This is a genomic window from Acinetobacter sp. 24-47-62, assembly GCF_056779765.1.
In genome coordinates this window covers 104,143-130,765 of the sequence record NZ_JBWYIN010000012.1, presented here as the reverse complement: position 1 = coordinate 130,765, position 26,623 = coordinate 104,143, and the positions used below count along the sequence as shown (strand labels likewise).

The window sequence follows — 26,623 nt, the reverse complement described above, 5'->3', positions numbered from 1 at the left end:
ATCAATAGTACCTAAAGGGTACCAATCTTGGCTCATCAATTACTGACAAAAAATTTGCTCAAATAAACTTCGAGAAATTTCTACCAATTATCAATGATAATATATATCGATCAATCAACCAGTAAAAATCCACACAAGTTGTTCTTCATAATCTCTTAATGATCTTTCTAACATCTCGTCAATGCTAGAAGCTGGACTCGAAACACTCAACAACTCTGCAAGCTGCTTCGTTCGTTTCCGTGTATCTCGTCGGTATGGGGTGCATTCTATAGATTTTTTCTTCCCTTGCAACCCCTTTTTTCAACAAAAACTCATGCATGTTTATTTTTTAAGCAAATTTATGTTTTTTACACTAAAAAATACACAAAAACGATTAATTAAATTAAAAAACCCCAATTAAATTGAGGTTTTTCAGATCAAAAAGCTCTAAATCTTATTCTATGTATTTTTGAGTACTATAATATGAAGTAGGTAATTTTCGAATTGTTTTTATTTCTTGATGACCATCTATTGAATTTAAGTAATTTAAGAATGCTTCTGCATAGTCCAATCCAACATCTATTCGACGATCACCTGTAATTTTTTTCAATGTATGATAGTAATCAGCCCCATCAGCTAAAAAATTGATGGTTACAATTTTATATAACTGATTTAAATCTAATGGCTCAAGCTGGTCAGACCTATTTCTGACTTGAATATTTGTAATACGCTTTCCATTAGGCTGCGTCATATCAACTTGCCAAGTTAATCCAGCCGTATATGGATAACTTCCAGTATTTTTTTGTTCAATCACGCCTGAAATGGCATCTTCAAGCGTATCTTTAATTTCTTGACCAGTCATATTCAATTGAACGAGCGTATTTTTGAAAGGTAAGACTTGGTAGATATCTGCTACAGTGATATTTCCTTTCGCCAAATCAACTCTTACTCCACCTGCATTTTGAAATGAAATATCAGCATTAAAATATTCTTTGCCTTGTTTAAGAAATGCTTCGGCAACCATTTGTTGAATATCACCACCATGGGCATCGACATGCGCATTCAAATTACACACATCACCTAAAGATGATCGTGAGCGATCAAATTGAGTTCCCGGCACACGTCTTGAACATAAATTATCAACTGCCTGCCCAACAACTTTGACTGCAAATAATTTTTTAGATTGCTTATAGGGCTCTAAGACACTCAAAATATTTTGATCTTCTTTAACAATAGAAAAAGGAGCTCGTTCTTTTTCGAATTGATGTTCTATATATTTTTTTTCTTGATCACTGACTCTTTCATTATTTTGCTTACGTTTAAAATCATCGCTAATTAACACATGCGGTGTACCCACACAACTTTGAACCGCACCATCTGCATTAAATTTTACGTTAAGTTCACCAACCACATAACTGTATTGCCATGCTTGAGCAACACAAACAGATTCGCCATTTTTATTTTTCAACTGTAATGGGTAGGTAGCGACAGGAGACATACCATACTTTTCTAATATATGAGGTCCAAACAATGTGTGAGAGTCGCCTCCAATTATCACATCCACATCCGTAAGTTCTTGTGCTAATTTTTGATCAAGTTCATAGCCTACATGTGTTTGTAAAATAATTTTTTTAATTCCCTGTTTTTTGAGTTGATTAATCTCATTTTGAGCTACTGTGATTTCATCTTGGAATAATGTGTCTTGATTTGGTTGGGAGGAGTTTTTAGTTTTTGATGCAATGGTGAGCCCCACAACCCCATATTTTTCCCCATCCCGCTCAAGAACAATAGATTTTTGAATCCGATCTGTCTGATATAAAGGTGAACTCACCCCAAATTCAACATTTGCAGAAAGAATCTCTGTTCGCTCTTTACACTGTCCTTCGTCTAAAAAACCAATAAAATCTTTTAAGCCTTGATCTTTTGCATCAAATTCATGATTTCCCAAGGTGAAAGTATCAAAACACACTGTATTCATCATTTCAGCATCAGCTTTTCCATTTGAGAGGTTGTAATACAAATCTCCTGTTATCGCATCACCAGCATGAATTTTCACTACATTCTGTTGATTTTCTGCTATTAGATTCATAAATGTTGCTACACGAGAAAATCCACCACGCGAAACGACTAGTTGTTCTTCACCATGACCGAAGTCAAAATTAAAGCTAAGCTCTTCACCATCTAAATGGGAGTGATGGTCATTAATATGAAGAATTTTTAACTCTGATAGTTGTGTAATATTAGGGTTGGATTTTTGGTCATCTCCACCACAACTACTTAGCAATAACGATGTCGTTAAGAGAAGACCTGTTATTTTTATCTTGTTCTTCATTTGAATACTCCTTTTTTAGACCAAGAGTATTCAACGAAGATATGACATTATGATGGTGGATTTATGACACTTTATCGAAATGACTAATTTTATATTTTTCTGCAAATCGCTCAGCTAATGCCGTAATGGTCAAACTCGGATTAACACCAACATTCACAGGAATCGCACTTCCATCAACCACATATAAGCCTTGATAGCCAAAAACCTGATGATTAGAGTCAATCACACCTTTGGAGGAATCTTCAGCCATAACTGCACCACCCAATATATGCGCTGTAACAGATAAGTGCCCCATACTTTCCAATATATTATTCTGTGCTTGACCACCACTTACTTCAGCAAATTTTTCCGCAGCTTCATTTGCTAACGGTATAAAAGACGGCGCTCTTTCTCCAACTGAAACCTGCGTTTTCAAAAAACGCCTAAAACCTCTGAGTGCAGTACGTCCATATACAAATCTTAGTTGATTGTCTGCCTGTTGCATGACGGTTAATACAGTGACACGTTTATGCCAGTTTTTAGAACGCCATGATCGAGTTGAAACAAAGGGGTGCAGAAAAAAATGCTTTAAAACGTGGAGTGCACGTTTTACAGGTTGATCGCCATTGACCAGTGGCCCCATATAAAACTTCATAAACTCATAACTTGCTGGAAATCGATTCTGAGTAATATGTGTTTTGTCATCTGCATGAAAATGACTGGAAATGGTTGTCCCTCTCGTCAAATCCATTGTTTTATCATTATTAGAGATTGCAACAATCGCCTCACTATTGGTTCGAATATGCTCACCTAACTGACCAGAAATATTCGGTAAGGTTTTGTACACTTCTCTTGAAGCAAACAGAATTTCAACGGTTCCTATAACACCTGCGGATATAATGACCTGTTTCGCAGAGTAATCTTGTTTTTCTTTGGAGTTAAATGACTGATATGTATGAATGATATATTTTCCATCAACCTGTGAAAGATGAGTCACTTTGGTTTCTGGAATAATCTCGACTCCATTTTTCTCTGCAAGATATAAATAGTTTTTATCCAAACTATTCTTCGCACCCTGCGCACACCCCGTTATACAATTTCCGCACTGATTACAGCCTATTCGTTCGGGACCTTGACCATTCAAAAGCGGATCACTCACCCATTGATGAGGATCACCAAAGTAAATTCCCTGTGGTACAGTGTCAAAACTATCTCCAGAACCCATTTGTTCTGCTGTTTGTTTTAACCACTCATCTTGCTGATCTTTATATGGATTTAAACTTACACCTAGCATGGACTGAGCCATCTGATAGTGCGGTTGTAATTCCCTCTCCCAGTCTTCTGACAAATGACTCCAAGTTGGATCACGATAAAACTTTTGACCTGGTTTTAACAACACAGCAGCATAAACAACACTGCCACCACCAACGGCAACCCCTCGAACCACACCCATATGTTGGAATACGTCTTGTGCAAGAAAACCCTTCATCCCTAACGTCGGTGCCCAATTTAAGTATTTAGAACTCCGACTTGCTCGATGTAAATCATCTTCAGTGAGCCTTCTTCCCTGCTCTAGCACAGCTACTTTTAATCCAAGCTCAGACAATCTTAGCGCAGATACACTTCCACCAAAGCCTGAACCTACAATAATGACATCATATTCAAATTTTGATTTCATACATCACGACTTAGAATAAATGGAAATGAAAAATGCTTTAAAAAAGGAAGATTAATGATAGTCATACACAACATCGTATGTTCATCAAGCTGTCTTAACTCATCAACAACCCAACGCCATGGAATTGGTGCTGTCTTGCCATAATACAAGGCGATCGTTTGTTTTCCATCAATCAAAGACGCCTCTTCTAGACACTCCATTTGAAGCTTTTCACTTCTCTGCCCGCGATTGAGTAAAATATTAGTGACTAAATTTTGATTGATGAATTTTTTCCCAAACCATCCCCCCAATCCACTTAAAAATAAACTCGGTGCTGCAGACACTCTTAACCACCAAGGACCAATAAACTGAGCCTTATATTCTCCTTGTCTCATGGCAAGTGGCGCGGATGAAAGTTGTTGATAGGTTGCCTTAATCGAGGACAACGAAGCAGTGATTAAATGCTCCTTACGGATCATGAATTTCTCCCTCAATGATTTTTGTTTTATTCAGCATGTCCTATGCTTCTTTATAAATATATCAATCGTTTAAATTTTATTCCACTTACATACTTTGATAGATTGCATAAAAAAAGCCGGATGTGACATACATTCGGCTTTTCAACTCAAATTAATTTCACTTTATTTCTTTAAAAATCCTGATACAAGATTCAACACATTTTGTATATCTGAATTCGCTTCTTGTGGATCGGTCTTATTTGCTTGAGGTGTAAGCGAATCAATAATTTGTGGTAAGACTGAAGAAATCGCACTGTATACATCCTGTTTAGGAACTTGCGCTTCTTGTGCAACTTGCTCTACATCTTGCTGATCAAATAAATTTTGAACCTGTTGCGTGCTGACATTGGCATTTTCGCCAGGACCAGTTGAAACCCAATCATCCACTTGACTCGTCAGACCCTGACCTTTCAGTTGATCAAGTGCACCTTGCAAACCGCCATTTTTTTGAATCCAATTGAGAATTAAAGGAACTACTGCGATTAATAAGGTTTGAGCGTTTAGACCTGATGATTTGCCTACACCACCAGATTGACTACCCGATAAACCACCAAGTACAGATCCCAAAATCCCTCCCAATCCACCTTGTTGTTGGTTTTGATTGGTCTGATTATTTTGTCCCGTTAAACTCCCGAGTACCGAACCAAGTACACCACCCAATCCCGATTGATTAGATTGTGGATTACCGCCTAAAGCCTGTTTCGCTAAAACTTCAACGATATTACTTAAATTTGTCATCAAGACACCTTTACATTCTTATTTTCATTGATCAGCATATCGTTAAAAACATGGCTTTGTACATTGAAATTGTTGTGTTTTGATAAACTCAAAGTTTGCCATTACCATCGAAACTTATTCCAATTTTCTGGATTAGCCCAAAACTTAGAATTAAACCAATCTGGCACATGCTTATAATTCAAAATATTGAATTGCCATAAGGCGAAATCTTGCTCTGTATTTTTTTGCTCAATGAGCTGCGTGAATCCCAGACTTCTTAATAATTGTTCATCTGCAATATGACTCAACACGACGATTCTTTTTGCCATTAAATCACGCAGTTTTACCAGCATTTGTGATTTATGATGGGTTGATAGTGTATCCATCTGTTCATTATTTAAAATCACAACACCTAGATCATAGCGTTGCTGAAAAGGAAGCATTAAAAATTCAGTTACGTTAAAATGATTCCATTGGATTGTTTGTGCATAGTCTTGGCTGAGATCCTGACCAAGACATACGGCAGTTTGAATTGGCTGTTCTTTAGATAAATCGTCTAGCATTGACGTGATGACATTTTTCTCAGCCATGAGCTGCACCTTATTTGAGCGAGATTAAAGCATGGAATTACAGGGCATTTGTCATAAAATGCACGCTGGTTTAACCAACCTAAGTGTAACTGAACAACAAACACAACAGGCAAATGTTGAATATAAATTTATTTTAGATCGTTCAGAAATCAATCTCCCGTTCAACTTAGGTCAAGAAATTGAAATTGAATGGACCGGCAAAATTTACTGTGTTTCCTGTGGGAATAAAACACCAAAATCATACTCCCAAGGTCACTGCTTTAAATGCATGAAAACGAAAGCAGCCTGTGATATGTGTATTATGAAGCCAGAAACATGCCATTACCATTTAGGGACTTGTCGTGAAGAAAGCTTTGCTCAAGAAGTATGCTTTCAACCCCATATTGTCTATCTTGCCAATTCAAGTGCATTAAAGGTTGGCATTACCCGTTTAGGTCAAATGCCCACACGTTGGCTAGATCAAGGGGCTACCCAAGCTTTACCTATTATGAAAGTGGGCTCTCGTCGGTTATCAGGACAACTTGAAGTCATGTTTGGTGCGCAAGTCGCTGATAAAACAGACTGGAGAAAATTGCTGAAAGGTGAAGCGGAAAAGGTAAATTTGTTAGAGATCAGAGATGAATTGCTCACGGAGTTTGAACCTCAAATTGAAACCATTCGAGATGAGTTCAGCATGAGCCTAGATTTCAATGAAAATGTACAAATTTTAGAAAACGAACTTCCTCGTGAATTCATTTATCCTGTCGATCAATATCCTGAAAAAATTAAATCGCATAACTTAGACAAAACGCCAGTCATACGTGGAAAACTGCACGGTATCAAAGGACAATATCTGATTATGGACACAGGTGTAATCAATATACGCAAATATACGGGTTATGAAATTAAGATTCGAACTTAATTAATATACTTAAAAAAGCGACTCAATTGAGTCGCTTTTGGTTTTAATAAAACAAAAAATACAACTTTATGCTCTGTTTCTTCTACCAATTTTATTATGAATAGGATTCAAACGTGAAATCAAGAATGCCTCCAATCCATATGCCAGGTAGGCATATTGTGATTCGAATCCAATCGTAACAACTGTCCCTGAATCTTTTAATCTTTGATCAACAATATATGGTTTTTTACTTTCCTTATCGACTTTAACATACGATTGAAATCTTCTACTTAAACCTCTGTCAGGATAAATTCCACCTCCTTTAGATGCCCCCACACCAATATATGTAACTTCCTTATCTTTTAAGAAAGCATATACACCAGCTTTTAAGTAATTTGGCATTCTTATGAAATCTGAGAATGCCTCTGACCAAATTGGAGGCGTTCCCAATTGTATTTCATCCCAATGTAATTTGAAAAAATCTTCAGTTAATTCAATTAAATTATCGAATGTTGGATTTTTCACTTTAATAATATCAACCTATAATAATTTTAAAATCGCTTGCACTGGATCTTCATTTTGATCCGACAATAATTGCTTGTGCATCGTCAACAATTGCATAGATTGTATTTTTGAGTTTTCGATATTCATCAACAACTCAATCTCATGTGCTAAGTTTTCTGGAGTTGCATCATTCTGGATTAACTCCTGAATTACTTTTTTTCCTGCAATAATATTAGGTAAAGAATAATAAGGAATTTTTACTAAAAGTTTCGCAATCCAGTAGGTCAAACTGTTTAATTTATAAAAAGTCACCATCGGACGATGCAATAACATCGCCTCAAGTGTTGCTGTACCCGATGCCAACGCCACAATATCACTGGCATCCATGACCATCCGACCTATTTTAGATTCCGCGTCAATATTTTCCATTAACTTGATATTATCTCTGAACCTATCTGGGTAACCTATTAGGATCTGCTCAATTTGTTGTTTACGAGCCTCATTGATGGCTGGAATTAAAAATTGATACTCAGGATATTTTTGATGGACAATCTTTGCTGCATCTAATACAAGCGGTCCTAACTTATCAACTTCACCACGACGACTTCCAGGCAGTAATGCGATATGTTTTTGTGCAGGATTTAAACCAAGCGCCTGCTTTGCATCGAGTATAGGATTTTCCAGCGGTAGTTGATTAGCGAGAGGATGTCCAACGAATACCGCTGGCACATTAAATCGATCATAAAAAGTTTTTTCGAATGGAAATAGACAAAGTACCAAGTCAATTGTGGCTTTAATCCCATGAACACGACCTTGACGCCATGCCCAAACTGAAGGACTCACATATTGAACAGTCTTAATTGGCAACGATTTTTGCTTTATTTTTTTTGCTAAGCGTAAGTTAAAATCTGGTGCGTCTATCCCTATAAAAATATCAACAGGTTGTTTAGTCCATTGATCAACCAAGCCATCTCGAACCGCAAAAAGTTTTTTAATATCTTTTAATACTTCAACAATTCCCATCACCGATAGAATATCCATCGCATAATAGTTTTTAAAACCCTCTGCAATCATTTGAGGACCACCAATTCCTTCAAATTCAGCATCAATTCCCTGCTCTCGAAAACGACGTATTAATTTGGCGCCTAAGGTATCACCTGAAACTTCACCAACCACAATACCAATTTTAAGTTTTCGATTTTGCAAATGAATATCCTCTTTCATGCTCTACAAGTATCTTAACATAAGCATCTCATAACAGACTGAGTTCTTGAAATATCTTAACTTAGTAATGCTTTATCTTATTTTTGAATAAGTAAATGAATAATCAAGACAACAGCTTATATTCAAAAATCATAAGATATGCCGGTTTTCTGATAAGTAGCACAAACGATGTACGGTTCTATTGAATATATTTTAGCAGGTGTTTTAGTTGGTTTCTGTGTAGGGGTCACTGGCGTGGGTGGTGGCTCACTTATGACCCCTATCTTGATTGGTTTATTTAAAATTGAACCACATATTGCGATTGGTACAGATCTACTTTATGCCGCGATTTCTAAGTTTTGCGGCTCTTTTGTACATGCAAAAAAACTTAATATTGTTTGGCCTATCGTCATTTGGCTCGCGATCGGAAGTATTCCAGCCTCTTTAGCCACAACTTGGGTTTTAGACAACTATTTGAGTCAATCCACACATTACAAAGCCATTCTCACGATGGTCTTAGGCTTTATGCTGACCATTACTGGTATTTCAATTGTATTCCGTACACAGGTAGAAAAATTCTTCAAAAAATTTTCCAAAGAAGTTACTGAACAGGAAGTTGAATTAACTCGAGAAAAATTAAAGCAGAAGCGTTTATATATAGCTTTAATGGGTATTGTACTGGGTATTTTTGTGACCTTATCTTCAGTTGGCGCGGGTGCATTCGGCATTATGGCGCTGATCATCATGTTCCCTAATTTACCTATGATTAGAATTATTGGTTCTGACGTTGTACATGCAGTTTTACTGACGCTCGTGGCAGGTATGGGGCATATGAATTCAGGTAATGTGGATTTCAATTTATTAATGTGGCTTTTAGTCGGATCGATTCCTGCAATCATCGTTGGTACGCTGGTGAGCTCCCATTTACCTGAAAAAATTATTCGCAAGGTACTGGGCATCACCTTATTTGCCATTGGTGTTAACTTCATGCTTAATCCAGTCAAAGCGAAACCTGTGACCGCACCTGAGGCAGTTATTGAAACCTCAACTCAAGCCCAGTCTTAATTAATATCATGTTCAAACTGTAACCTCAGTGAAGCTGTATAATTCACTGAGGTGAAATTAAATGATTTATTCAATTTAATAATTTTCAAAAATTAAATCATTCTATACAATACAAGTAGAAACTCTGATTAATACCAAAAAGACAATTTCATTACTTTTTTTTATTAAATCCATTCAACTTTTTGATAACAAATGATCTACTGAATCATGCTATATTCAATAGATTGAACATTTTCTTGTAAAAACGAACCAGTGACGGCAATGAATACTTTACAGTCAAATTCTATCACCCAAAACGACATTGATGACGTGAATGTACAAAGCATTCAGCCTCTTGTTACTCCTGCTGAATTAAAAACAGAATTACCGTTAACTGATAATGCATACCAAACAGTCCTAAAAGGTCGTGAAACTGTACGTAATATCTTAGATGGCAACGACAAACGTTTATTCGTAGTCATTGGACCGTGCTCTATTCACGATCCTGCAGCAGCTCATGATTATGCTGATCGTTTAAAAGTTTTAAGCGAAAAAGTGAAAGACACGCTTTATATCATCATGCGCGTGTATTTCGAGAAGCCTCGTACAACAGTGGGTTGGAAAGGCTTAATTAATGACCCTGACATGAATGACTCTTTCAATATTGAAAAAGGTTTACGTTTAGGCCGTAAATTATTGCTTGAACTCAATGAGAAAGGCCTGCCATGCGCAACTGAAGCGCTTGATCCAAACTCTCCACAGTACTACCAAGACTTAATTTCTTGGTCAGCAATCGGTGCACGTACAACAGAGAGCCAAACACACCGAGAGATGTCTTCAGGTTTATCATCTCCAGTTGGCTTTAAAAATGGTACGGATGGCGGTCTCACTGTTGCGACCAATGCGATGCAATCTGTAAAACATGGTCATAGTTTCCTTGGCTTAAATGACCAAGGTCAAGTTTCGGTCATTCGTACTAAAGGCAACCAATATGCCCATGTCGTGTTACGTGGTGGTAATGGCAAACCGAATTATGATGCTGGCTCTGTAGCAGAAGCTGAAAATGCATTGGCGAAAGCAAAAGTAAGTAACAAGATCATGATTGATGCGAGTCATGCCAATTCTAATAAAGACCCATACCTTCAGCCATTGGTTCTAAAAAATATCACTGAACAAATTTTAGATGGCAATAAATCGATCGTAGGTATTATGGTTGAAAGTCATTTAAAAGGTGGCCGCCAAGATATTCCTGCAAATCTTTGCGATTTAGAGTATGGTAAGTCTGTTACAGATGGATGCATCGATTGGGAAACAACTGAAAAAGTTTTGTTGGAAATGGATGCAGCTTTGAAAGACGTTCTACCACAACGTTAATCAGATAAAACGCCATCACACGATGGCGTTTTTTATAAGGTTAAATCATGGATCAACTCGAAAAAGAACTTAGCTCAATCCCCCATTTTCAATTTGTTCATGAGCATTTGTTTAGCTCAGGTCAGCCAAACGAAGAACAACTTAAATCGATTAAAGCTTATGGTATCGATACCATCATTAATCTCGCTTTTACTGATGCTACACCGAATTTAAATCATGAAGATCGCGTAAGTGCTGAAATTGGTCTTAACTACATCCAAGTCCCTATTGATCCAGAATTTCCACATGATGATCAATGTTTATTTGTACTCGATCTGATCGATCATCTCGTTAAAGAGAAAATGGTCTGGATACATTGCACCAAAAATCATCAATGTAGTTCATTAATCTATCTGTACCGACTACATTATATGAATATGGATTTACCTACTGCACATGAGCTATTACACCAAGTATGGGAACCCAACAACACTTGGACTGGCTTAATGCACGCGGTCGGCTTACAGTTGCAAGGACGTAAAGCTACTCAAGAACTGCAAGCCTCTTTGATGAAAGCGCAAAACTTTGAATGATCGAAATTGCTCATTGATGACTAATTAATACGGTCGCTGTAGACAGGATTCCTTCCTGACGACCAGTAAACCCTAATTTTTCAGTGGTAGTGGCTTTAATACTAATCTGATTGATATCCACATCAAGTACATCTGCAATACTTTGACGCATATCCAAATTATGTTTCGCTAATTTTGGACGCTCACAAGCCACTGTAATATCCACGTTATTCAGTTGATAACCACGATCCAATATCAACTGATAAACATGCTTTAATAAAACCTTACTGTCCGCGCCTTTGAACTGTTCATCAGTATCTGGAAAGTGCTGTCCAATATCACCGAGCGCTAAAGCACCCAACAATGCATCACAAAGTGCATGTAAAACTACATCTCCATCAGAGTGTGCTTTCAAACCATGTGTATGCGGAATACGAATACCAGCCAATGTGACATAATCGCCTTCCTCAAAAGCATGAACATCAATACCTTGACCTATACGAATAGCTAAGCTCACATTGAACTCCTTTACACAGTTTTTGAAAATGAAATCTTGTATTCTTTGATTCTTGTTCGCTATAGTAGATGCGCAAACATTTGAAAGTATAAGCGATGATGTTGTCAAAAAGCGTATCAAGTTGGATGAAACCTTTAATTTCTATCTTTTTCATTGGATTAAGCAGTGTTTCTGTCGCACAGGCACAACTTATTCAATGCGATAAGCCTCAATCAAGTTTTAAAAATTCCATGATTTGTGCTGTTGATTTTTCATCTTTGAGAGATGAATTGAATGAGCGCTTTTTAACATCCTACTTAGTTACCGATGCACCAACACGATTAATTCAAGATACACAACAGCTTTGGCTGAATCGACTGCAGCAGTGTAAAAATAAAAATTGTGTGTCATTACAAATTAATCAACGCATTGATGATTTAAACTTTTACATGTCAATGAATCAAACGCTTACTCAACATTACATCAAGTTTGAACAAGGTAAAATTGCAGCGCAACCTGTACACCTTAAGATTCATCAATTAAGCAAGGATCGCGTCAAAATTGAAGGTATTGCTTATCGTAGCCCTAATAATCACATAGAAACCCAGACCATCCCATTATTGGCTTATACAACCACTCAAAGCAAACACGAAATTACTGATAATGAGCATGATTGTCAGTACAAACTCAAATATCAAAAATCATTACTGATTGTCTCAACTGAGCAAACAGGCTGTGAGCGCTTTAGTGGAATCTATCGACTATATGATTAAACAGAGTGTATGCAAGTTCACAGTTAAATTGCGAATGCTAAACACAATACTCCTGTGATCGCTAACAGAATACCTAAGCTGTTTTTTAGGGTTATTTTTTCTTTAAAAACTAATATACCTGCGATCACACCTAACACTACGACTAGAATATTCATACCAGCGAATACGATTGCAGGTGAATCCTTTAACAACATATGTGCTTTCACATAAAGTGCAATATTGGCAAAATTCAATACACCTAAACTTAGTCCAGCAAGAAAATTTTGCAAAGTCCATGATGTTTGACGCAGGGACAAATATCCCATGGAAATAATGAAAGCAAACACAAACATCAAGTTTAAACTGACTGCAAATTTTAACCCTAGACTTGTACTGTATTTTAACAGGACATCTACGAGCGCATAGCCAAGCCAAACTGCAAGCAAATACATTCCTGCTTTTTTTGTTTGCAATGTTGGTGTTGATGTTTTAGAGAAAATGATCAAAACAATTGCACCCAAACCCAATGCAATACCAATCAATTTCAGGGTGCTAAATTTTTCTTGGAAAAGAAAATAGGCTGCCAACAATGAAAGAACAACGGATAATCTTTGCGCGATTTCAGTTCTGATAATTCCAGCTTGATCAAGTGATTTGGAAAGCAGCAAGAATATTGAGGGTAAAGCTATTCCCAACAACCCAATAAGCCACCAAGGTGTGGAGGTTAATGATATTTGGTAGAGATCTGGCTCAAACCAAAAAAAACAGAGTATCGTGGCGATGGCATAATTCCACGCAATCATTTGCATGACATCAAATCCACGAGACTTACTAAACTTCAATAAAATCGATACTAGTACGCTGCATAAAGCTGCTGAAAAAATCAGTTCCATAATTTGCTCTTGTTTTTTATTCAAGAAAAAGCCCACAATCACTGTGGGCTTTTTAAAATTATAAATAATCTTATTAATTATTTATAACGATCTACCATTTTCTCTAAAGAAATAGGGCGAATCTTGTCAGCATGACCTGCTGTACCAAATGCAGTATAACGATCTACACAGATTTGCTTCATTGCTTCAACAGTTTGAGCAAAGAATTTACGTGGATCAAATTCGCTTGGTTTTTCAGCCATCATACGACGCATAGCACCTGTTGAAGCTAAACGTAAGTCAGTGTCGATATTGATTTTACGTACACCGTGTTTAATTGCTTCAACCAACTGCTCAACAGGAACACCGTAAGTTTCTTTGATATCACCACCGTATTGGTTAATAATCGCTAACCATTCTTGTGGTACTGAACTTGAACCATGCATTACAAGATGAGTATTTGGAAGTGCAGCGTGGATCTCTTTAATACGATCAATCGCTAAAATATCACCTGTAGGTGGACGCGTAAATTTATAAGCGCCATGTGAAGTACCAACTGCAATTGCTAACGCGTCAACGTTAGTATCAGCGACAAATTGAGTCGCCTCTTCAACCGAAGTAAGGAGTTGTGAATGATCTAGAACACCTTCAGCGCCAACACCATCCTCTTCACCAGCCAGACCAGTTTCAAGGCTACCTAGGCAACCAATCTCACCTTCTACAGATACACCACACGCATGTGCCATTTGAACAACACGACGAGTTACATCTACGTTGTAATCATAAGTTGTTGGTGTTTTACCATCTGCACCTAATGAACCATCCATCATTACTGATGAAAAGCCCAATTGGATTGAGCGTTGGCAAACGTCAGGATCAGTACCATGGTCTTGGTGCATCACAACTGGAATGTGTGGCCATTCTTCGATTGCCGCCAAAATAAGATGGCGTAAGAATGGAGCACCAGCATATTTACGAGCACCAGCAGATGCTTGAACAATAACAGGTGAATTTGTTTCATCTGCGGCTAACATAATCGCGCGCATTTGTTCTAAGTTGTTTACGTTAAACGCTGGTACGCCGTAACTATGTTCTGCGGCGTGATCCAAGAGCTGGCGCATTGAAATAAGAGCCATAATTTCCTCCCAGGTAATGCTCCATATTCTAACCTGACCTGTGTTTCAATTCAGCAACAATTGACAGTATTTCATAAAAAATCCCTGCAATTGCAGGGAGATTTTCAATTTAATACTTATTGAAGTAGAAAATCACTCCGCCGTTGCTTGATCAGCAGGTGCATTTGCAACTTCTTCAGGAACATCAGTATTATTTTCATCTTGTAATGGCTGATCAATAGCATCGATAGCCGCTTGTTGTTCAGCACTAATATCTGATGCTTCAACAGCAACTTCTGATGTTGATGTTTGATCTGCAGCTGGTGCACTTTCTTGTTTAGAACAAGCCGTCATTGCAAGAGTAGCAGCCAATAGCGCAAATACGCCTAATTGTAATTTCATGATGTTATTCCGCATGATAAATCAGATTATGATCATAATATTTCAAAATTATTTCATTTTCATGACGAAAATTAGTCATAAAAAAAGACCTTCTTAGAAGGTCTTTTTTCTCAAATCCAATTAAGCGCGTTCTAGTAGAACAGCAACTGCTGGTAATGTCTTGCCTTCTACAAATTCAAGGAAAGCACCACCACCTGTTGAGATATAACCAATTTTGTCAGCCACTTCATACTTATCAATCGCAGCTAAAGTATCACCACCACCTGCGATAGAGAAACCTTCAGATTCTGCAATCGCTAAAGATAGCGCTTTCGTGCCTTCACCAAATTGATCAACCTCAAATACGCCTACTGGACCATTCCAAAGAATTGTTTTTGAAGTTTTTAAAATTTCAGCAAATGCTTGAGCTGTTTCTGGACCAACATCAAGAATCATGTCATTGTCAGCAACATCTTCAACTTTTTTCACTACGGCTTTTGCTGCCGCTAATGAGCCAAGGAAGTCATCAAAGTTAATTTCTGATGCGTCAGCAACAACAACATCTGTTGGCAATGGAACCGATACTTTTGCAGCAATTGCTTTAGCTGTATCGATTAAGTCATTTTCACAAAGTGATTTACCAACGTTATAGCCCGCAGCTGCTAAGAATGTATTCGCTATACCACCACCGACAATGAGCTGATCACAAATATCTGATAACGATGTTAAAACATCCAGTTTAGTCGATACTTTTGAACCCGCTACAATAGCAACCATTGGTTTTTCAGGCGTCTGAAGTGCACGACCAAGTGCATCTAATTCAGCTGCAAGTAATGGACCTGCTGCAGCAACTTTAGCAAGACGAGCCACACCTTCTGTTGATGCTTCTGCACGATGTGCAGTACCAAATGCATCCATCACAAACACATCACAAAGTGCTGCATATTTTGCTGCCAACTCTGGATTATTTTTCTTTTCGCCTGTGTTAAAGCGACAGTTTTCAAGTAACACAACTTGGCCTGGTGCAACTTCAACACCATCCAAATATTCAGTGAGTAATTTAACTTCTTGACCCAATGCTTCAGTTAAGTAGGCAGCAACAGGTGCAAGTGATTGTTCAGCTTTAGGCTCACCTTCAACTGGACGACCAAGGTGAGAATAAACCATTACTGCTGCGCCTTTTTCAAGAGCGGCTTTAATTGTTGGTAATGCAGCGCGTAAACGTGCATCACTCGTAATCACACCATTTTTAACAGGAACGTTTAAGTCTTCACGGATCAGAACACGTTTACCTGCTAAATCGAGGTCAGTCATACGCTGAAAGTTCATGTATAGCTCACTTTATAGATATCAAAACCGCATAGATTCTAAATGATTATGCTAAAAAAGGTGAGTAAAATTTCAGAAAAGCTGTAGAAATCTTTAGATTTGATTATGATAGATGGAGTCGAACCACAAAGTGTTGCTATGTCTATCCATCCAGATCCAAGTATTAATCGTTTAAATGTTTTCGGCGAACCGCTCGCCAGTTGTTGTTTTGATCCTATCACAGGATATTTCAGAAATGGTTTTTGCCACACTGCACCCTCTGATTTAGGTCAACATACAGTCTGTGCCGAAATGACGTCAGAATTCTTAAGTTTCTCGCAACGAATTGGGAATGATTTGACAACACCACTACCCGAAGTTGGTTTTCCTGGTTTAAAACCTGGTGATTTCTGGTGTATTTGTGTGACGCGCTGGGTTGAAGCTTATCAGAATGATATGGCACCGAATTTAAAACTTCAGGCTTGTCATCAGTCGGTTCTTGCTTATGTCCCGATCGACATTTTAATGGAATTCTCAGTGTAATGAATCATCATGTTGCTTCAACGTCAGCAAGAATTATTTTAGCTTCTGGCAGTCAGACACGTAAGGAATTACTTAATCGATTACATATCGATTTTGAACAAATATCACCCGATATCGATGAGACTCCGCGTGGGGAAAGCCATGCCGATGATCTTGCTTATCGACTTGCATATGAAAAAGCAAAATATTTTGCTGAGAAATATCCAGATGCGATCGTTATTGGTTCTGATCAGGTAGCTTGGCGTGAAGGCGCACCTGATATATTTATTGGAAAACCTTTATCTACTGAAAAAGCAATCAAACAGCTTCAAGCAAATTCAGGAAAAATTGTTTATTTCAGTTCGGCATTGAGTGTTCAACACGCTTCATCTGGGTTTGAAGAAACCATTGTTGAACATTACAAGGTCAAATTTAGGCATTTAAATTTGGAAGAAATTCAGCGTTATGTCGCACTTGAACAACCTTTGCAATGTGCTGGAAGTTTCAAATGTGAAAGTTTGGGCATCAGCTTATTTGAAGAAATGATTGGGCAGGATCAAACAACTTTAATGGGTATGCCGATGATCCAATTGTGTAAGATTTTACGTGAATTGAAAATTCTAGTGCCTTGATACGTTGCTTATTAATAAATAAGACCGAGTTCAATAACTCGGTTTTTTTGGAATTATTTGTTACTAGCAACTGATGAATGAAATAAATACCCTATTTTTAGCTCAAATAATTACAACTGAGCTAAATTAATTTATCTACACAAAGCTGTGGAAAATTGATCGATAAGCGATCTCAAAACATAGAAATTGTAAAAAAGTTCAAATGATCATATTTGGGTTGTTCATTTCAAGTTAAGAATATGAATTACATGAACAAGTTAAGAAACTTTGTATAACATCCATTATCTTAGTTTAAGTTATCATTGTTAAAGTTTTTTTCAATTTTGGATAATATCTTTAGGGGGATACATATGCATGATAACTACTGGAATAGATTTCTGCATATAGAAAAAAAAACTAAAAGAATTTAGTACTCACGTAGATTTTGACATTAGAAACAATGAAACTTTTTCTATAGAAATAATGAATTTGTATCTTACAATTTGTTCAGAAATTGAAGCTATTTTTAAAGCTTGTACATCTAATATTGGTAATTCATTCAACTTTAGAGATTTTCGTGAATACTATAAAGATGAAACACAACTACAAAGTCTATCTCACTTAAAGTCTGACGTAAAAATTAAATATACATCTTTAAAATTCACTCCATTTGATAAGATAGATAGCGATTAAACAATTTTATGATGGAATCACCATAATAAAATTAAGCATGATCGTGAGATTAATAGAAATCTCACGAACTAAAAAAATCTATTAGACTCAGCTAGCGCACTTTTTTTACTTAACTTAGTCTACAGATTTGTAGTTCAAGAAAAAATATACCTTATACCCCCTCCTGAAATTTTCGAAACAAAAGACTTCTTGGTCAGCATTCATTCTTCAGGAGGTGGGCTTCTATATACATCCAAAGCTTGTATAAATAGTTTTGGTGCTGAAAGCCCTTTTGATGATGATTGGTTTAGTTAATATTTGATTCAATAAATCTGCCTCATTTAACATAATGGCTGTTATACGATATGAAATTCCCCTCAAAGTGTAAATTAATTATTTCTTTAAAATAGCTATATTCATTTTTTTCATATTCATTTGTATCATCCATAAGCAAGAAAACATGCGCTTTTAAAGCCGTGTCACTTGCAGAACTTGCATCGTTCAAGGGACAATAAGCCAAACTAAATTGTAGTCCTTATTATGTCCCAAACTTTAGACGTTCTCGGCGGTATTAGCGCTGAGCAATTCCTTACGGAATATTGGCAAAAAAAACCTCTCCTCGTTCGTAATGCAGTTCCTGAAATTGTGGGTTTACTTGAACCCAATGATGTTATGGAGCTTGCACTCGATGAAAACGTGACTGCACGTTTGATCAAACAAAAAGATCGTGACCCTAATCAATGGAATGTGAAGTCATCGCCACTGCTCAAAGCAGACTTCCAAAAAATGCCAAAATTATGGACACTACTCGTTCAAGCGGTCGATCACTATTCGTTTGATCTTGCTGAGTTATGGAAAAAATTTCCTTTTATTCCTCAATGGCGTCGTGAAGATATTATGGTATCTTACGCACCACAAGGTGGTTCTGTCGGTAAGCACTTCGATTTTTATGATGTATTTTTAGTTCAAGGTTACGGACATCGCCGTTGGCAATTAGGCCAAATGTGTGATGAACAGACAGCACTCGTTGCAGGTCAGCCTTTAAAACTTTTGCAAGAAATGGAAGTTCACTTTGATGAAGTTTTGGCGCCAGGAGATTTACTATATGTCCCACCTGGTCTTTCTCATTATGGCGTAGCTGAAGATGAGTGTTTAACCTATTCTTTCGGTTTCCGCATGCCAAATATCTCAGACATGATGGATAGTCTTGGTGATTCTTTTTCAGAACAAGAGCAACTGAAAAAACCATTATTAGATATCACACGCTCTGTCAGCACTGCTGTCGGCGAAATTTCAGATCATGAGCTTAGCTATTTGCGCGAACAACTTTTAGCTCAACTGCAAAATCCTGAGATGCTAAATGAAGCCATCATGTGTCTCGCTTCGCAACCTGGTTATCCTAACAATATTCCAGAAAATGACGAAATTGGAACAGGTGATTTAGAAGAAGCACTTGAAGAAGGTTATTTATTAAAAATCGAACCTGCTTCACGTTTGCTTTATAGCAACTTCAATGATGAACTTAACTTTTGGGCAAATGGAGAACGCTTATGCATCTCCGAAGAATTTAAACCCCATTTAAAACGTATCGCTGATGGTGAAATGATCACTTTGGATGAAAATTTATATGATCAACACATTCTTGAAGATCTCGCGGAACTCTTGAATAATTCGATCATTATGTTGCTTCCTTCGGAAGAAAACTAAACCCATAAATATAAATTGTTAGCTTACAGCTGTAAGCTAACAATTCACTACTTGTCTGATTCCATAGAAGTTCGTATGGTAATTGCAGTAAAGAACGATGGAAAATAAAAATGGCAAGTCCTGCTCAAGCAATAAGACATAAATTACTGAACACTTTTTTTTCAAGACATTCTGTATGGTTCGCATGTATTATCATCGCCCTGAGTATTACATGGCTTAGGCTATTTTACAGCCCCCATTATATTTATTATTTTCTATCCGACAGTGTCATTAATATTATTTGGCTACTGACCAGTTTACTCAGTATCTTAGGCCTATATGATGTACTTCAAAATAAACATTCGATTTTAAAGAACTACCCAATCATGGGGCATTTTCGCTTCTTATTTGAAGATTTCAGACCCGAAATTCGTCAATATTTTATTGAATCAGACCAAGACGCTTTACCCTTTTCAAGAATGCAACGTAGCTTAGTTTATCAGCGTGCAAAGAATGAAAATGCTGATAAGCCTTTTGGTTCAATTATTGATGTATATCAAGATGACTATCGTTTCATTACTCACTCTCTTGCACCGAAACTCCCAGCTGATACCAGCACCTTCCGTATTAAAGTGGGTAATGATCAGTGCGCTCAACCTTATAGTGCATCAATCATGAATATCTCAGCAATGAGTTTTGGGAGTTTAAGTGCTAATGCAATACGCGCACTTAATCTCGGTGCCCACATGGGTCAGTTCTATCATGATACTGGCGAAGGAAGCCTAAGCCCCTACCATCTTGAAAATAATGGAGATATTGTTTGGCAAATCGCCAGTGGATATTTTGGTTGTCGAACTGAAGACGGTCTATTTGATCCTGAAAAATTTAAAGCTCAAGCAAAACATCCCAATATCAAAATGATTGAGCTAAAACTGTCTCAAGGAGCAAAACCAGGTCACGGCGGTATTTTACCCAAACATAAGATTACAGAAGAAATTTCGAAAATTCGTGGTGTTCCTCGTGATCGCGATTGTATTTCCCCGCCAAGCCACCCTAGCTTTAATACACCGATTGAAATGATGCATTTTATTCAAAAGTTACGTGAACTATCAGGTGGTAAACCTGTTGGATTCAAATTATGTATCGGACAGCCTTGGCAATTTATGAGTATTGTCAAAGCGATGCTTGAAACCAATATTGTTCCTGATTTTATCGTCGTAGATGGATCAGAAGGTGGAACCGGTGCTGCACCGATTGAATTTAGCGATAATATCGGAACACCACTGCGTGAAGCGCTCTTGTTTGCACACAATACCTTAGTAGGTGCTGGATTAAGAGATAAAGTAAAAATTGGTGCAAGTGGTAAAATCATCAGTGCTTTTGATATTGCAAGTACCTTTGCCTTAGGTGCAGATTGGGTGAATTCAGCTCGTGGATTTATGTTTGCTGTCGGTTGTATCCAAGCTCAAAGTTGCCATACCAATCAGTGTCCTGTTGGGGTAGCAACACAAGATGCTGAGCGCCAAAAAGCAGTACATGTACCAACGAAAGCAGAACGTGTTTATAATTTCCACAAAAATACATTGCATGCACTGTCGGAAATGATAGCAGCTGCAGGTTTAAATCATCCGAGTGAAATTAAAGCTCATCATCTCGCGCAACGTATAAATGATCGTGAAATCAAAAATTATGCTCAATTACATTTTTGGTTAGAATCGGGTCAACTATTGAACTGTAAAGATAAAGACGAAGAAAATTTCTATTTCAGAATGTGGAATTTGGCAGATGCCAGCAAATTCTAGTTTCATCAAAAAGGTGCTGAAATCAGCACCTTTATTTTAAAAGTATCCTTTATGACTTTGCGCATGTAAGAATGCTGGGATTAAACCCGTTAATGCTGCCCGTATATCCGCACGCTCATTGATCAACTGATGAGATCCCTCCTCTAACATGAGCAAGGTCTGAAGGCGAAACTTTCTGCGTATAAATTCGATATTATAACGCCAGTCTACGGTTTGATCTTGAGCACCTTGAGCGAGCCAAACTGGAATTCGGCATGCAGGTCGATTTTCCATTTCCAACATCCACTTTGACATTGCTAATATCCAATCCATCCCCATCATACGCGGTTGTAGTGGATCTTTTAGACGTACAAATCTTAAAAATTCAGGATTGTGATTATTGCGTTTAAAATGTCTTGGAACTTCACGTTTAATACGGCGAATGATGCCCAAGCCTACTGGATTATGCCACCATGCTGTTTTTGCAGGTCTGACTAATGGCGACAAGAGTAATACGCGTTCTACAATTGGATTTTTACGTTGTTCAGCAAACTCCAACAAATGATGCATCCAAATTGCACCACCAGTACTCTGTCCGATACCTAGCCATGGTTTAGGCAATTGATCAGCTTGTTTTACATATTGGTGAACCGCGTGGAGTACTTGCTGATAATGATCAAAGTTCTGAATGCTGGCAGCATTGCCATCACTTAACCCATGTCCAGGCAAGTCATAAGTTAAAACACTAAACCCTTGATCCAGCAATTCACCAATAATTGGTTGGTAAATCCCACTGTGTTCCAAATAGCCATGCAATAAGAATACAGTACCTTTCACCTGCTCTATGCGAGGTTGATACACCTGCACATGAAGTTTGAACAAAGGCATTTTGATATAACCCTGCCAATAATTCGCTTCAAGACGATCAAGTGCGTAAAGATGACGATAAGCTTGAATCTCTTTCGAAGGAGAATAAGGTCGATTTAAGTTTAAAGGTTCCAACCTTAGTGGTGTTTGTTCTCGATTCGGAATGGGTAAATCGAGTTGTTTCAACACATTTGGATTCAGAAATGGAATATCAGACATTATGGCACCTCCCGACAACCGCTAGAGCCAAACATTACATCTCTGATTGTGGCAAGTAATTCATAATTTGCACGACGACTGTGATCGTAATTTAATTGGCTAGGACGCCATGTTGTCAGCATTGTAGGCATAGGCGCTTCAACAGGAATTGTCTTAATACCGTTCAAAGCAAAAAGACGTCGTGTACGTGTCATATGATAACGATCGGTAATCAGAATCACTGTCGGCGCTCCTCCTTTTTTTTGTAATAATAATGAACTAAAGCGTGTATTCTCACAGGTATTCATGCTGCGTTGCTCTAATAGATTCGCTTCTACGCCACGCGATGCTAACCATGCTTGCATGTACGGTGCTTCAACACCACTCAACACAATAGGTAAATCCGTTTGCTTCTCAATCTCAAGTGTTTTTTCTAGTCTAGAGCGTGTGTAATCATTAACTACGATATCAATTTTATTATCCCCTAGCGTCAACCCACCACCCAACACAACTATCGCATAAGGTTTATCTTTCTGATTTGATAAAGTTTTATTTTCATTTTGAATCAACGCGATATCTTTATAGATTTGCGGATCTAATGTTTGAACCTCATCTTCTTCTAAGGGATGATATCTAAGGAAAAATTCATATTTTTCCATTAAAGCCAAGCGCTGATTTTTTTCTTCATTAATGGATGAGTTTGTTGAATCAGTTTGGCTTATAGCAACATCACTGGCTAAATCAGGCTGATCAATTGCGAAGACAACATCCTCTTTAGTTTCGTTCTTTGTATTTATATCTGTAAGCAATTCATCTTTAATTTTTTGTTTTAATAACACATAGCGAGTTTGAATTTCAGCAAGCTGTTCAGCCCCTTGATCATTCAATTGTTCTTCAATAAGTTTGAGATAAGCTTGTCTTGCAATCCACAGCCTTGAACCAGGCTCCAAATCCTCCTTATCAGTTAACGCTGCCATTTGCTGGCTCTTGGCCGCAATTTCGTCAACTTTGATAGGGACAAATGCGTGAAGTGATTTCACAACAAGTGCTGAATAAAATGGTGTATACCAGAAAACCATGAGACAGCCCAAAAGTGCGAATATGATCGCCATCATACGCACCGTTGCCACCATCCAATGTTTTCTAGACATACTGTCCTTTTTAAACCAAATGAGATTGAATAGAACCTTTTTGATCGAACAAAACAGGCTCAGGTTCTAATAAAATACCAAACTTATTTAACACATCTTGCTGCACAGAGCGATAGGTTGCCTGCACATCTGTGAGAGATGCATCGGCGTAATTGACTAAAACTAAAGCCTGTCGATCAAACATTCCCACTTTTCCTAATTTTTTTCCTTTCCAGCCTGATTGGTCAATCAACCAACCAGCTGCAACTTTTACAGAACCATCTGCTTGAGGATAGTGTGGAATCATGGGATGAAGCTGTAAAACTTCCTCAAATTTCGTTTTAATTAAAATCGGATTTTTAAAAAAGCTCCCTGCATTTGGATATTCTGCAGGATCTGGGAGTTTACTTTGACGAATTTTGATCACTTGTTGCTGTAAATTATATGGCGTAATGTCATCGCCCATCGCAGCTTTTAAATCTCCATAATTCATTTTGAGTTGTGGCTGTTTAAGTAATTTAAAGATGACCGCAGTAATAACAAACCGCTCAGGCTGATCTTTAAAAATGCTGTGTCGATATGAAAAATGACAATCACTCGCTTGGATTTGAACGATTTCATTTTTAGTACGATCAAAAGCCTCTACAAATTCAATAAATTCACCGACTTCAACGCCATAGGCACCAATGTTCTGAACAGGTGCAGCACCCACCCACCCTGGAATCAATGCGAGATTTTGCAATCCATAGAAACCTTGCTCTGTTGTCCATAGCACGAACTCATGCCAGTGACGTCCAGCACCTACTCGAATTGTTACATTGGTATCATCTTCAGCAAGCAGGACAAGATCATCTAAATGTAATTGAACAACCAAAGCATCTAGATGCTCAGGGAGCAGCATATTACTCCCCCCTGAAAGTATCATCATGTTTAATTGAGCTTGCTCAGCAAATTCAATTGCTTCACGCAAATCTTGAAGAGATCGAACAATACAATAATGAGATGCAACAGCATTTAAATTCAACGTATTGAAAGACTGGAGTTGTATATTGGTTTGAATATCAATCATATTTTTATCTTACTCAACGTTTGACTGCTGCAACATTGGTTTTAAGTAACTAATCCATGCTTTACTGTTCGACTCACATTGATCTAAGACCAACTCAAAGCCATCATCTCCACCATAGTAAGGATCAGGTACTGGTTGATTTAAATATGAAGGATCTTTGGCACTCATGAGCTCTATTTTTGCTCGCAGTTCATGGTTGTGAAATATTTGCGCTGCTTCAACTTGCAGTTTCTGAATATTGACTAGATTTTCATGATCCATCGCCAAGATTAAATCAAATTCCTTAAAGTCTTCAATACGAATCTGTCTCGCACGTAATGAAGATAAATCATATCCTCGTTTCAATGCGTGCTTTTGACTTCTATAATCAGGCGCTTTGTTTGGGTGATAATTACTGGTTCCAGCTGAATCAACTTGAATATTTAATTTTTCTAAATCCGCAAAGTGTTTCATTACCACTTCTGCTGTTGGGGAACGACAAATATTTCCTAAACATACACATAAAATTTTGTATGGCATTTTCGTCGTCATCTTCGCCTCAAAAATACATATACTTTCGCAGTGCATATGTTAAGTTATTTAAGGAGTGAATCCTATAGAACTGTAAAACAATAATCTTATTTAAAGCGCAAAAAGGATGTGTGATGAGCCAATTTCAATTTCAAACTGTCGGGAATATTATTTCTGGTTTAGGGAGTATTCAACAGCTTGGCTCAATTTTAAAACAACATCGATTTAATAAAGTTCTTCTCGTCACAGATCAAGGGTTGATTGATCACCACCTCCACCAACCTATTCTTCACATTTTCAACGCTACTGGGACTGAGTTCAGTATTTTTTCCGATGTCGTTGCAGATCCTCCTGAAGATGTCATCTTAAATGCAGTAGATGAAGCAAAACGTTTACACATTGATGCAGTCATTGGTTTTGGCGGTGGTAGCTCCTTAGACGTGGCAAAAATTATTGCCGTACTTGCACACCCCAATCAAACCCAAACGATTTCTGAGTTATATGGCGTCAATCAAGCTCAATCACCACGATTACCACTCATCTTAGTCCCTACAACTGCAGGTACGGGTTCTGAAGTTACACCAATCTCTATTGTCACTACAGGCAAAACAACAAAAACAGGAATTGTTTCACCCGTTCTGTATGCGGATACTGCCATTTTAGATGCAACTTTTACTCAAGGTCTTCCGGCTCACATCACTGCAGCAACAGGAATTGATGCAATGGTGCATGCAATTGAAGCCTACACCTCAAAACTAAAGAAAAATTTCTATTCTGATTTACTCGCTAAACAAGCATTGGATTTATTGAATCAAAATTTAAAACTTGTTCTAGAGCAACCCCAAAACCTAGAAGCGCGCCAAAAAATGCTCTTAGGTTCTATGTTGGCTGGACAAGCATTTGCAAATGCTCCTGTTGGAGCGGTTCATGCGCTTGCCTATCCTTTGGGCGGGCATTATCACTTATCGCATGGTCATACCAATGCAATCGTGCTTGTTGAAACACTGAAATTCAATGCACCTCAAGCGAAGAAATACTATGCTGAACTGATGCAATGGATTGACCCATATAGCAAAGGCAATACTGATGGCTTATGTGATTTATTTATCGATCATATGGAAAGGCATGTTAGCCAGAGTGGGCTGAGCTTAAAACTCAATGAGCTAGGTGTACAAGAATCAGATTTAGAGATGTTAGCTAATGATGCGATGCAACAAACGCGCCTCTTACAAAACAATCCTAGAGCTCTAAGCTATGCTGATGCTTTAAGCATCTACCAAGCAATTTATCATTAAATGACTCGAAATCTTTAATCAACTTTCTGA

General features: G+C 37.7%; 26 protein-coding genes. 10 read left to right on the top strand and 16 right to left on the bottom strand.

Going from position 1 to position 26,623, the window contains the following annotated elements; genetic code table 11:
• Nucleotides 1-433 precede the first annotated feature (433 nt).
• The 5 genes from AC1M87_RS11020 to AC1M87_RS11000 form a co-directional block, all read right to left on the bottom strand.
• Nucleotides 434-2,311, bottom strand: a complete 1,878-nt coding sequence (locus tag AC1M87_RS11020; RefSeq protein ID WP_481593704.1) for a 5'-nucleotidase C-terminal domain-containing protein — start codon at nt 2,309-2,311, stop codon at nt 434-436.
• 61 nt (nt 2,312-2,372) lie between these two features.
• The gene (locus tag AC1M87_RS11015) at nt 2,373-3,968 is read right to left on the bottom strand and encodes an FAD-dependent oxidoreductase (RefSeq protein WP_481593703.1); all 1,596 of its coding nucleotides are present in this window, start codon (nt 3,966-3,968) and stop codon (nt 2,373-2,375) included.
• Nucleotides 3,965-4,426 carry a hypothetical protein gene (locus tag AC1M87_RS11010; RefSeq protein ID WP_481593702.1) on the bottom strand — a complete coding sequence of 154 codons (462 nt, stop codon included), beginning with the start codon at nt 4,424-4,426 and terminating at the stop codon, nt 3,965-3,967. The genes AC1M87_RS11015 and AC1M87_RS11010 overlap by 4 nt, the downstream gene beginning before the upstream one ends.
• Nucleotides 4,427-4,588: 162 nt before the next feature.
• Nucleotides 4,589-5,203: a YidB family protein gene (locus AC1M87_RS11005; RefSeq protein WP_481593701.1), complete on the bottom strand. Its 615-nt coding sequence runs from the start codon at nt 5,201-5,203 to the stop codon at nt 4,589-4,591.
• A gap of 101 nt (nt 5,204-5,304) precedes the next feature.
• Entirely contained in the window at nt 5,305-5,772 is a 468-nt protein-coding gene (locus tag AC1M87_RS11000) for a DUF6231 family protein (RefSeq protein ID WP_092767830.1), read from the bottom strand.
• A 31-nt stretch (nt 5,773-5,803) separates the two neighbouring features.
• Between AC1M87_RS11000 and AC1M87_RS10995 the strand changes: the two genes are divergently transcribed.
• Nucleotides 5,804-6,673, top strand: a complete 870-nt coding sequence (locus AC1M87_RS10995) for a DUF2797 domain-containing protein (RefSeq protein WP_481593700.1) — start codon at nt 5,804-5,806, stop codon at nt 6,671-6,673.
• A gap of 66 nt (nt 6,674-6,739) precedes the next feature.
• Here the strand turns inward: AC1M87_RS10995 and AC1M87_RS10990 are convergent, their stop codons facing one another.
• Nucleotides 6,740-7,177 (bottom strand): GIY-YIG nuclease family protein, encoded by a 438-nt coding sequence (locus AC1M87_RS10990; RefSeq protein ID WP_481593699.1) that lies wholly within the window; start codon nt 7,175-7,177, stop codon nt 6,740-6,742.
• 15 nt (nt 7,178-7,192) lie between these two features.
• Nucleotides 7,193-8,362 carry a lipid-A-disaccharide synthase gene (lpxB, locus tag AC1M87_RS10985; RefSeq protein WP_481593698.1) on the bottom strand — a complete coding sequence of 390 codons (1,170 nt, stop codon included), beginning with the start codon at nt 8,360-8,362 and terminating at the stop codon, nt 7,193-7,195.
• A gap of 186 nt (nt 8,363-8,548) precedes the next feature.
• Here lpxB and AC1M87_RS10980 point away from each other — a divergent pair, with 186 nt between their 5' ends.
• From AC1M87_RS10980 to AC1M87_RS10970, 3 genes are all read left to right on the top strand, one after another.
• Nucleotides 8,549-9,424: a sulfite exporter TauE/SafE family protein gene (locus tag AC1M87_RS10980; protein ID WP_035269154.1), complete on the top strand. Its 876-nt coding sequence runs from the start codon at nt 8,549-8,551 to the stop codon at nt 9,422-9,424.
• Nucleotides 9,425-9,685: 261 nt separating this feature from the next.
• The gene (locus AC1M87_RS10975) at nt 9,686-10,777 is read left to right on the top strand and encodes a 3-deoxy-7-phosphoheptulonate synthase (protein ID WP_051586615.1); all 1,092 of its coding nucleotides are present in this window, start codon (nt 9,686-9,688) and stop codon (nt 10,775-10,777) included.
• A gap of 47 nt (nt 10,778-10,824) precedes the next feature.
• Complete coding sequence (locus tag AC1M87_RS10970; RefSeq protein WP_481593697.1) at nt 10,825-11,349, top strand: protein-tyrosine phosphatase family protein; 525 nt, start codon at nt 10,825-10,827, stop codon at nt 11,347-11,349.
• Between the two features lie 10 nt (nt 11,350-11,359).
• On the opposite strand, the gene ispF is transcribed toward AC1M87_RS10970, so the two are convergent.
• Nucleotides 11,360-11,845 (bottom strand): 2-C-methyl-D-erythritol 2,4-cyclodiphosphate synthase, encoded by a 486-nt coding sequence (gene ispF, locus AC1M87_RS10965; protein WP_481593696.1) that lies wholly within the window; start codon nt 11,843-11,845, stop codon nt 11,360-11,362.
• A 98-nt stretch (nt 11,846-11,943) separates the two neighbouring features.
• Between ispF and AC1M87_RS10960 the strand changes: the two genes are divergently transcribed.
• Complete coding sequence (locus AC1M87_RS10960; RefSeq protein WP_481593711.1) at nt 11,944-12,597, top strand: A1S_1983 family putative colistin resistance protein; 654 nt, start codon at nt 11,944-11,946, stop codon at nt 12,595-12,597.
• A gap of 23 nt (nt 12,598-12,620) precedes the next feature.
• Here AC1M87_RS10960 and AC1M87_RS10955 read toward each other — a convergent pair whose 3' ends face one another.
• The 4 genes from AC1M87_RS10955 to AC1M87_RS10940 form a co-directional block, all read right to left on the bottom strand.
• Complete coding sequence (locus AC1M87_RS10955; RefSeq protein ID WP_481593695.1) at nt 12,621-13,469, bottom strand: EamA family transporter; 849 nt, start codon at nt 13,467-13,469, stop codon at nt 12,621-12,623.
• A gap of 77 nt (nt 13,470-13,546) precedes the next feature.
• On the bottom strand, nt 13,547-14,584 hold the full coding sequence (fba, locus tag AC1M87_RS10950) for a class II fructose-bisphosphate aldolase (RefSeq protein ID WP_035269168.1): 1,038 nt from the start codon (nt 14,582-14,584) through the stop codon (nt 13,547-13,549).
• Between the two features lie 132 nt (nt 14,585-14,716).
• On the bottom strand, nt 14,717-14,965 hold the full coding sequence (locus tag AC1M87_RS10945; RefSeq protein WP_481587635.1) for a hypothetical protein: 249 nt from the start codon (nt 14,963-14,965) through the stop codon (nt 14,717-14,719).
• 120 nt (nt 14,966-15,085) lie between these two features.
• Nucleotides 15,086-16,273, bottom strand: coding sequence for a phosphoglycerate kinase (locus tag AC1M87_RS10940; protein ID WP_035269172.1), 1,188 nt, complete (start codon nt 16,271-16,273; stop codon nt 15,086-15,088).
• Between the two features lie 138 nt (nt 16,274-16,411).
• Here AC1M87_RS10940 and AC1M87_RS10935 point away from each other — a divergent pair, with 138 nt between their 5' ends.
• The 4 genes from AC1M87_RS10935 to AC1M87_RS10920 all read left to right on the top strand — a co-directional run bounded on the left by AC1M87_RS10935 (nt 16,412) and on the right by AC1M87_RS10920 (nt 21,545).
• The gene (locus AC1M87_RS10935; protein ID WP_035269188.1) at nt 16,412-16,795 is read left to right on the top strand and encodes a DUF2237 family protein; all 384 of its coding nucleotides are present in this window, start codon (nt 16,412-16,414) and stop codon (nt 16,793-16,795) included.
• Nucleotides 16,795-17,406, top strand: coding sequence for a Maf family protein (locus tag AC1M87_RS10930; RefSeq protein WP_481593694.1), 612 nt, complete (start codon nt 16,795-16,797; stop codon nt 17,404-17,406). Before AC1M87_RS10935 ends, AC1M87_RS10930 begins: the two co-directional genes overlap by 1 nt.
• 1,191 nt (nt 17,407-18,597) lie before the next feature.
• Complete coding sequence (locus AC1M87_RS10925) at nt 18,598-19,764, top strand: ribosomal protein uL16 3-hydroxylase (protein ID WP_481593693.1); 1,167 nt, start codon at nt 18,598-18,600, stop codon at nt 19,762-19,764.
• 110 nt (nt 19,765-19,874) lie between these two features.
• The gene (locus tag AC1M87_RS10920; protein ID WP_481593692.1) at nt 19,875-21,545 is read left to right on the top strand and encodes an FMN-binding glutamate synthase family protein; all 1,671 of its coding nucleotides are present in this window, start codon (nt 19,875-19,877) and stop codon (nt 21,543-21,545) included.
• A gap of 36 nt (nt 21,546-21,581) precedes the next feature.
• On the opposite strand, the gene AC1M87_RS10915 is transcribed toward AC1M87_RS10920, so the two are convergent.
• Genes AC1M87_RS10915 through AC1M87_RS10900 form a run of 4 tightly spaced genes read right to left on the bottom strand, consistent with a single transcriptional unit; the run spans nt 21,582 to nt 25,319 of the window.
• The gene (locus AC1M87_RS10915) at nt 21,582-22,610 is read right to left on the bottom strand and encodes an alpha/beta hydrolase (protein ID WP_035266046.1); all 1,029 of its coding nucleotides are present in this window, start codon (nt 22,608-22,610) and stop codon (nt 21,582-21,584) included.
• Nucleotides 22,610-23,740 carry a YdcF family protein gene (locus AC1M87_RS10910; protein WP_092767807.1) on the bottom strand — a complete coding sequence of 377 codons (1,131 nt, stop codon included), beginning with the start codon at nt 23,738-23,740 and terminating at the stop codon, nt 22,610-22,612. Before AC1M87_RS10910 ends, AC1M87_RS10915 begins: the two co-directional genes overlap by 1 nt.
• 10 nt (nt 23,741-23,750) lie before the next feature.
• Nucleotides 23,751-24,785 (bottom strand): UDP-N-acetylmuramate dehydrogenase, encoded by a 1,035-nt coding sequence (murB, locus tag AC1M87_RS10905; RefSeq protein WP_481593710.1) that lies wholly within the window; start codon nt 24,783-24,785, stop codon nt 23,751-23,753.
• 12 nt (nt 24,786-24,797) lie between these two features.
• Nucleotides 24,798-25,319: a low molecular weight protein-tyrosine-phosphatase gene (locus tag AC1M87_RS10900; RefSeq protein WP_481593691.1), complete on the bottom strand. Its 522-nt coding sequence runs from the start codon at nt 25,317-25,319 to the stop codon at nt 24,798-24,800.
• A gap of 113 nt (nt 25,320-25,432) precedes the next feature.
• Here AC1M87_RS10900 and AC1M87_RS10895 point away from each other — a divergent pair, with 113 nt between their 5' ends.
• Complete coding sequence (locus tag AC1M87_RS10895; RefSeq protein ID WP_481593690.1) at nt 25,433-26,593, top strand: iron-containing alcohol dehydrogenase; 1,161 nt, start codon at nt 25,433-25,435, stop codon at nt 26,591-26,593.
• The last annotated feature ends 30 nt before the right edge of the window (nt 26,594-26,623 follow it).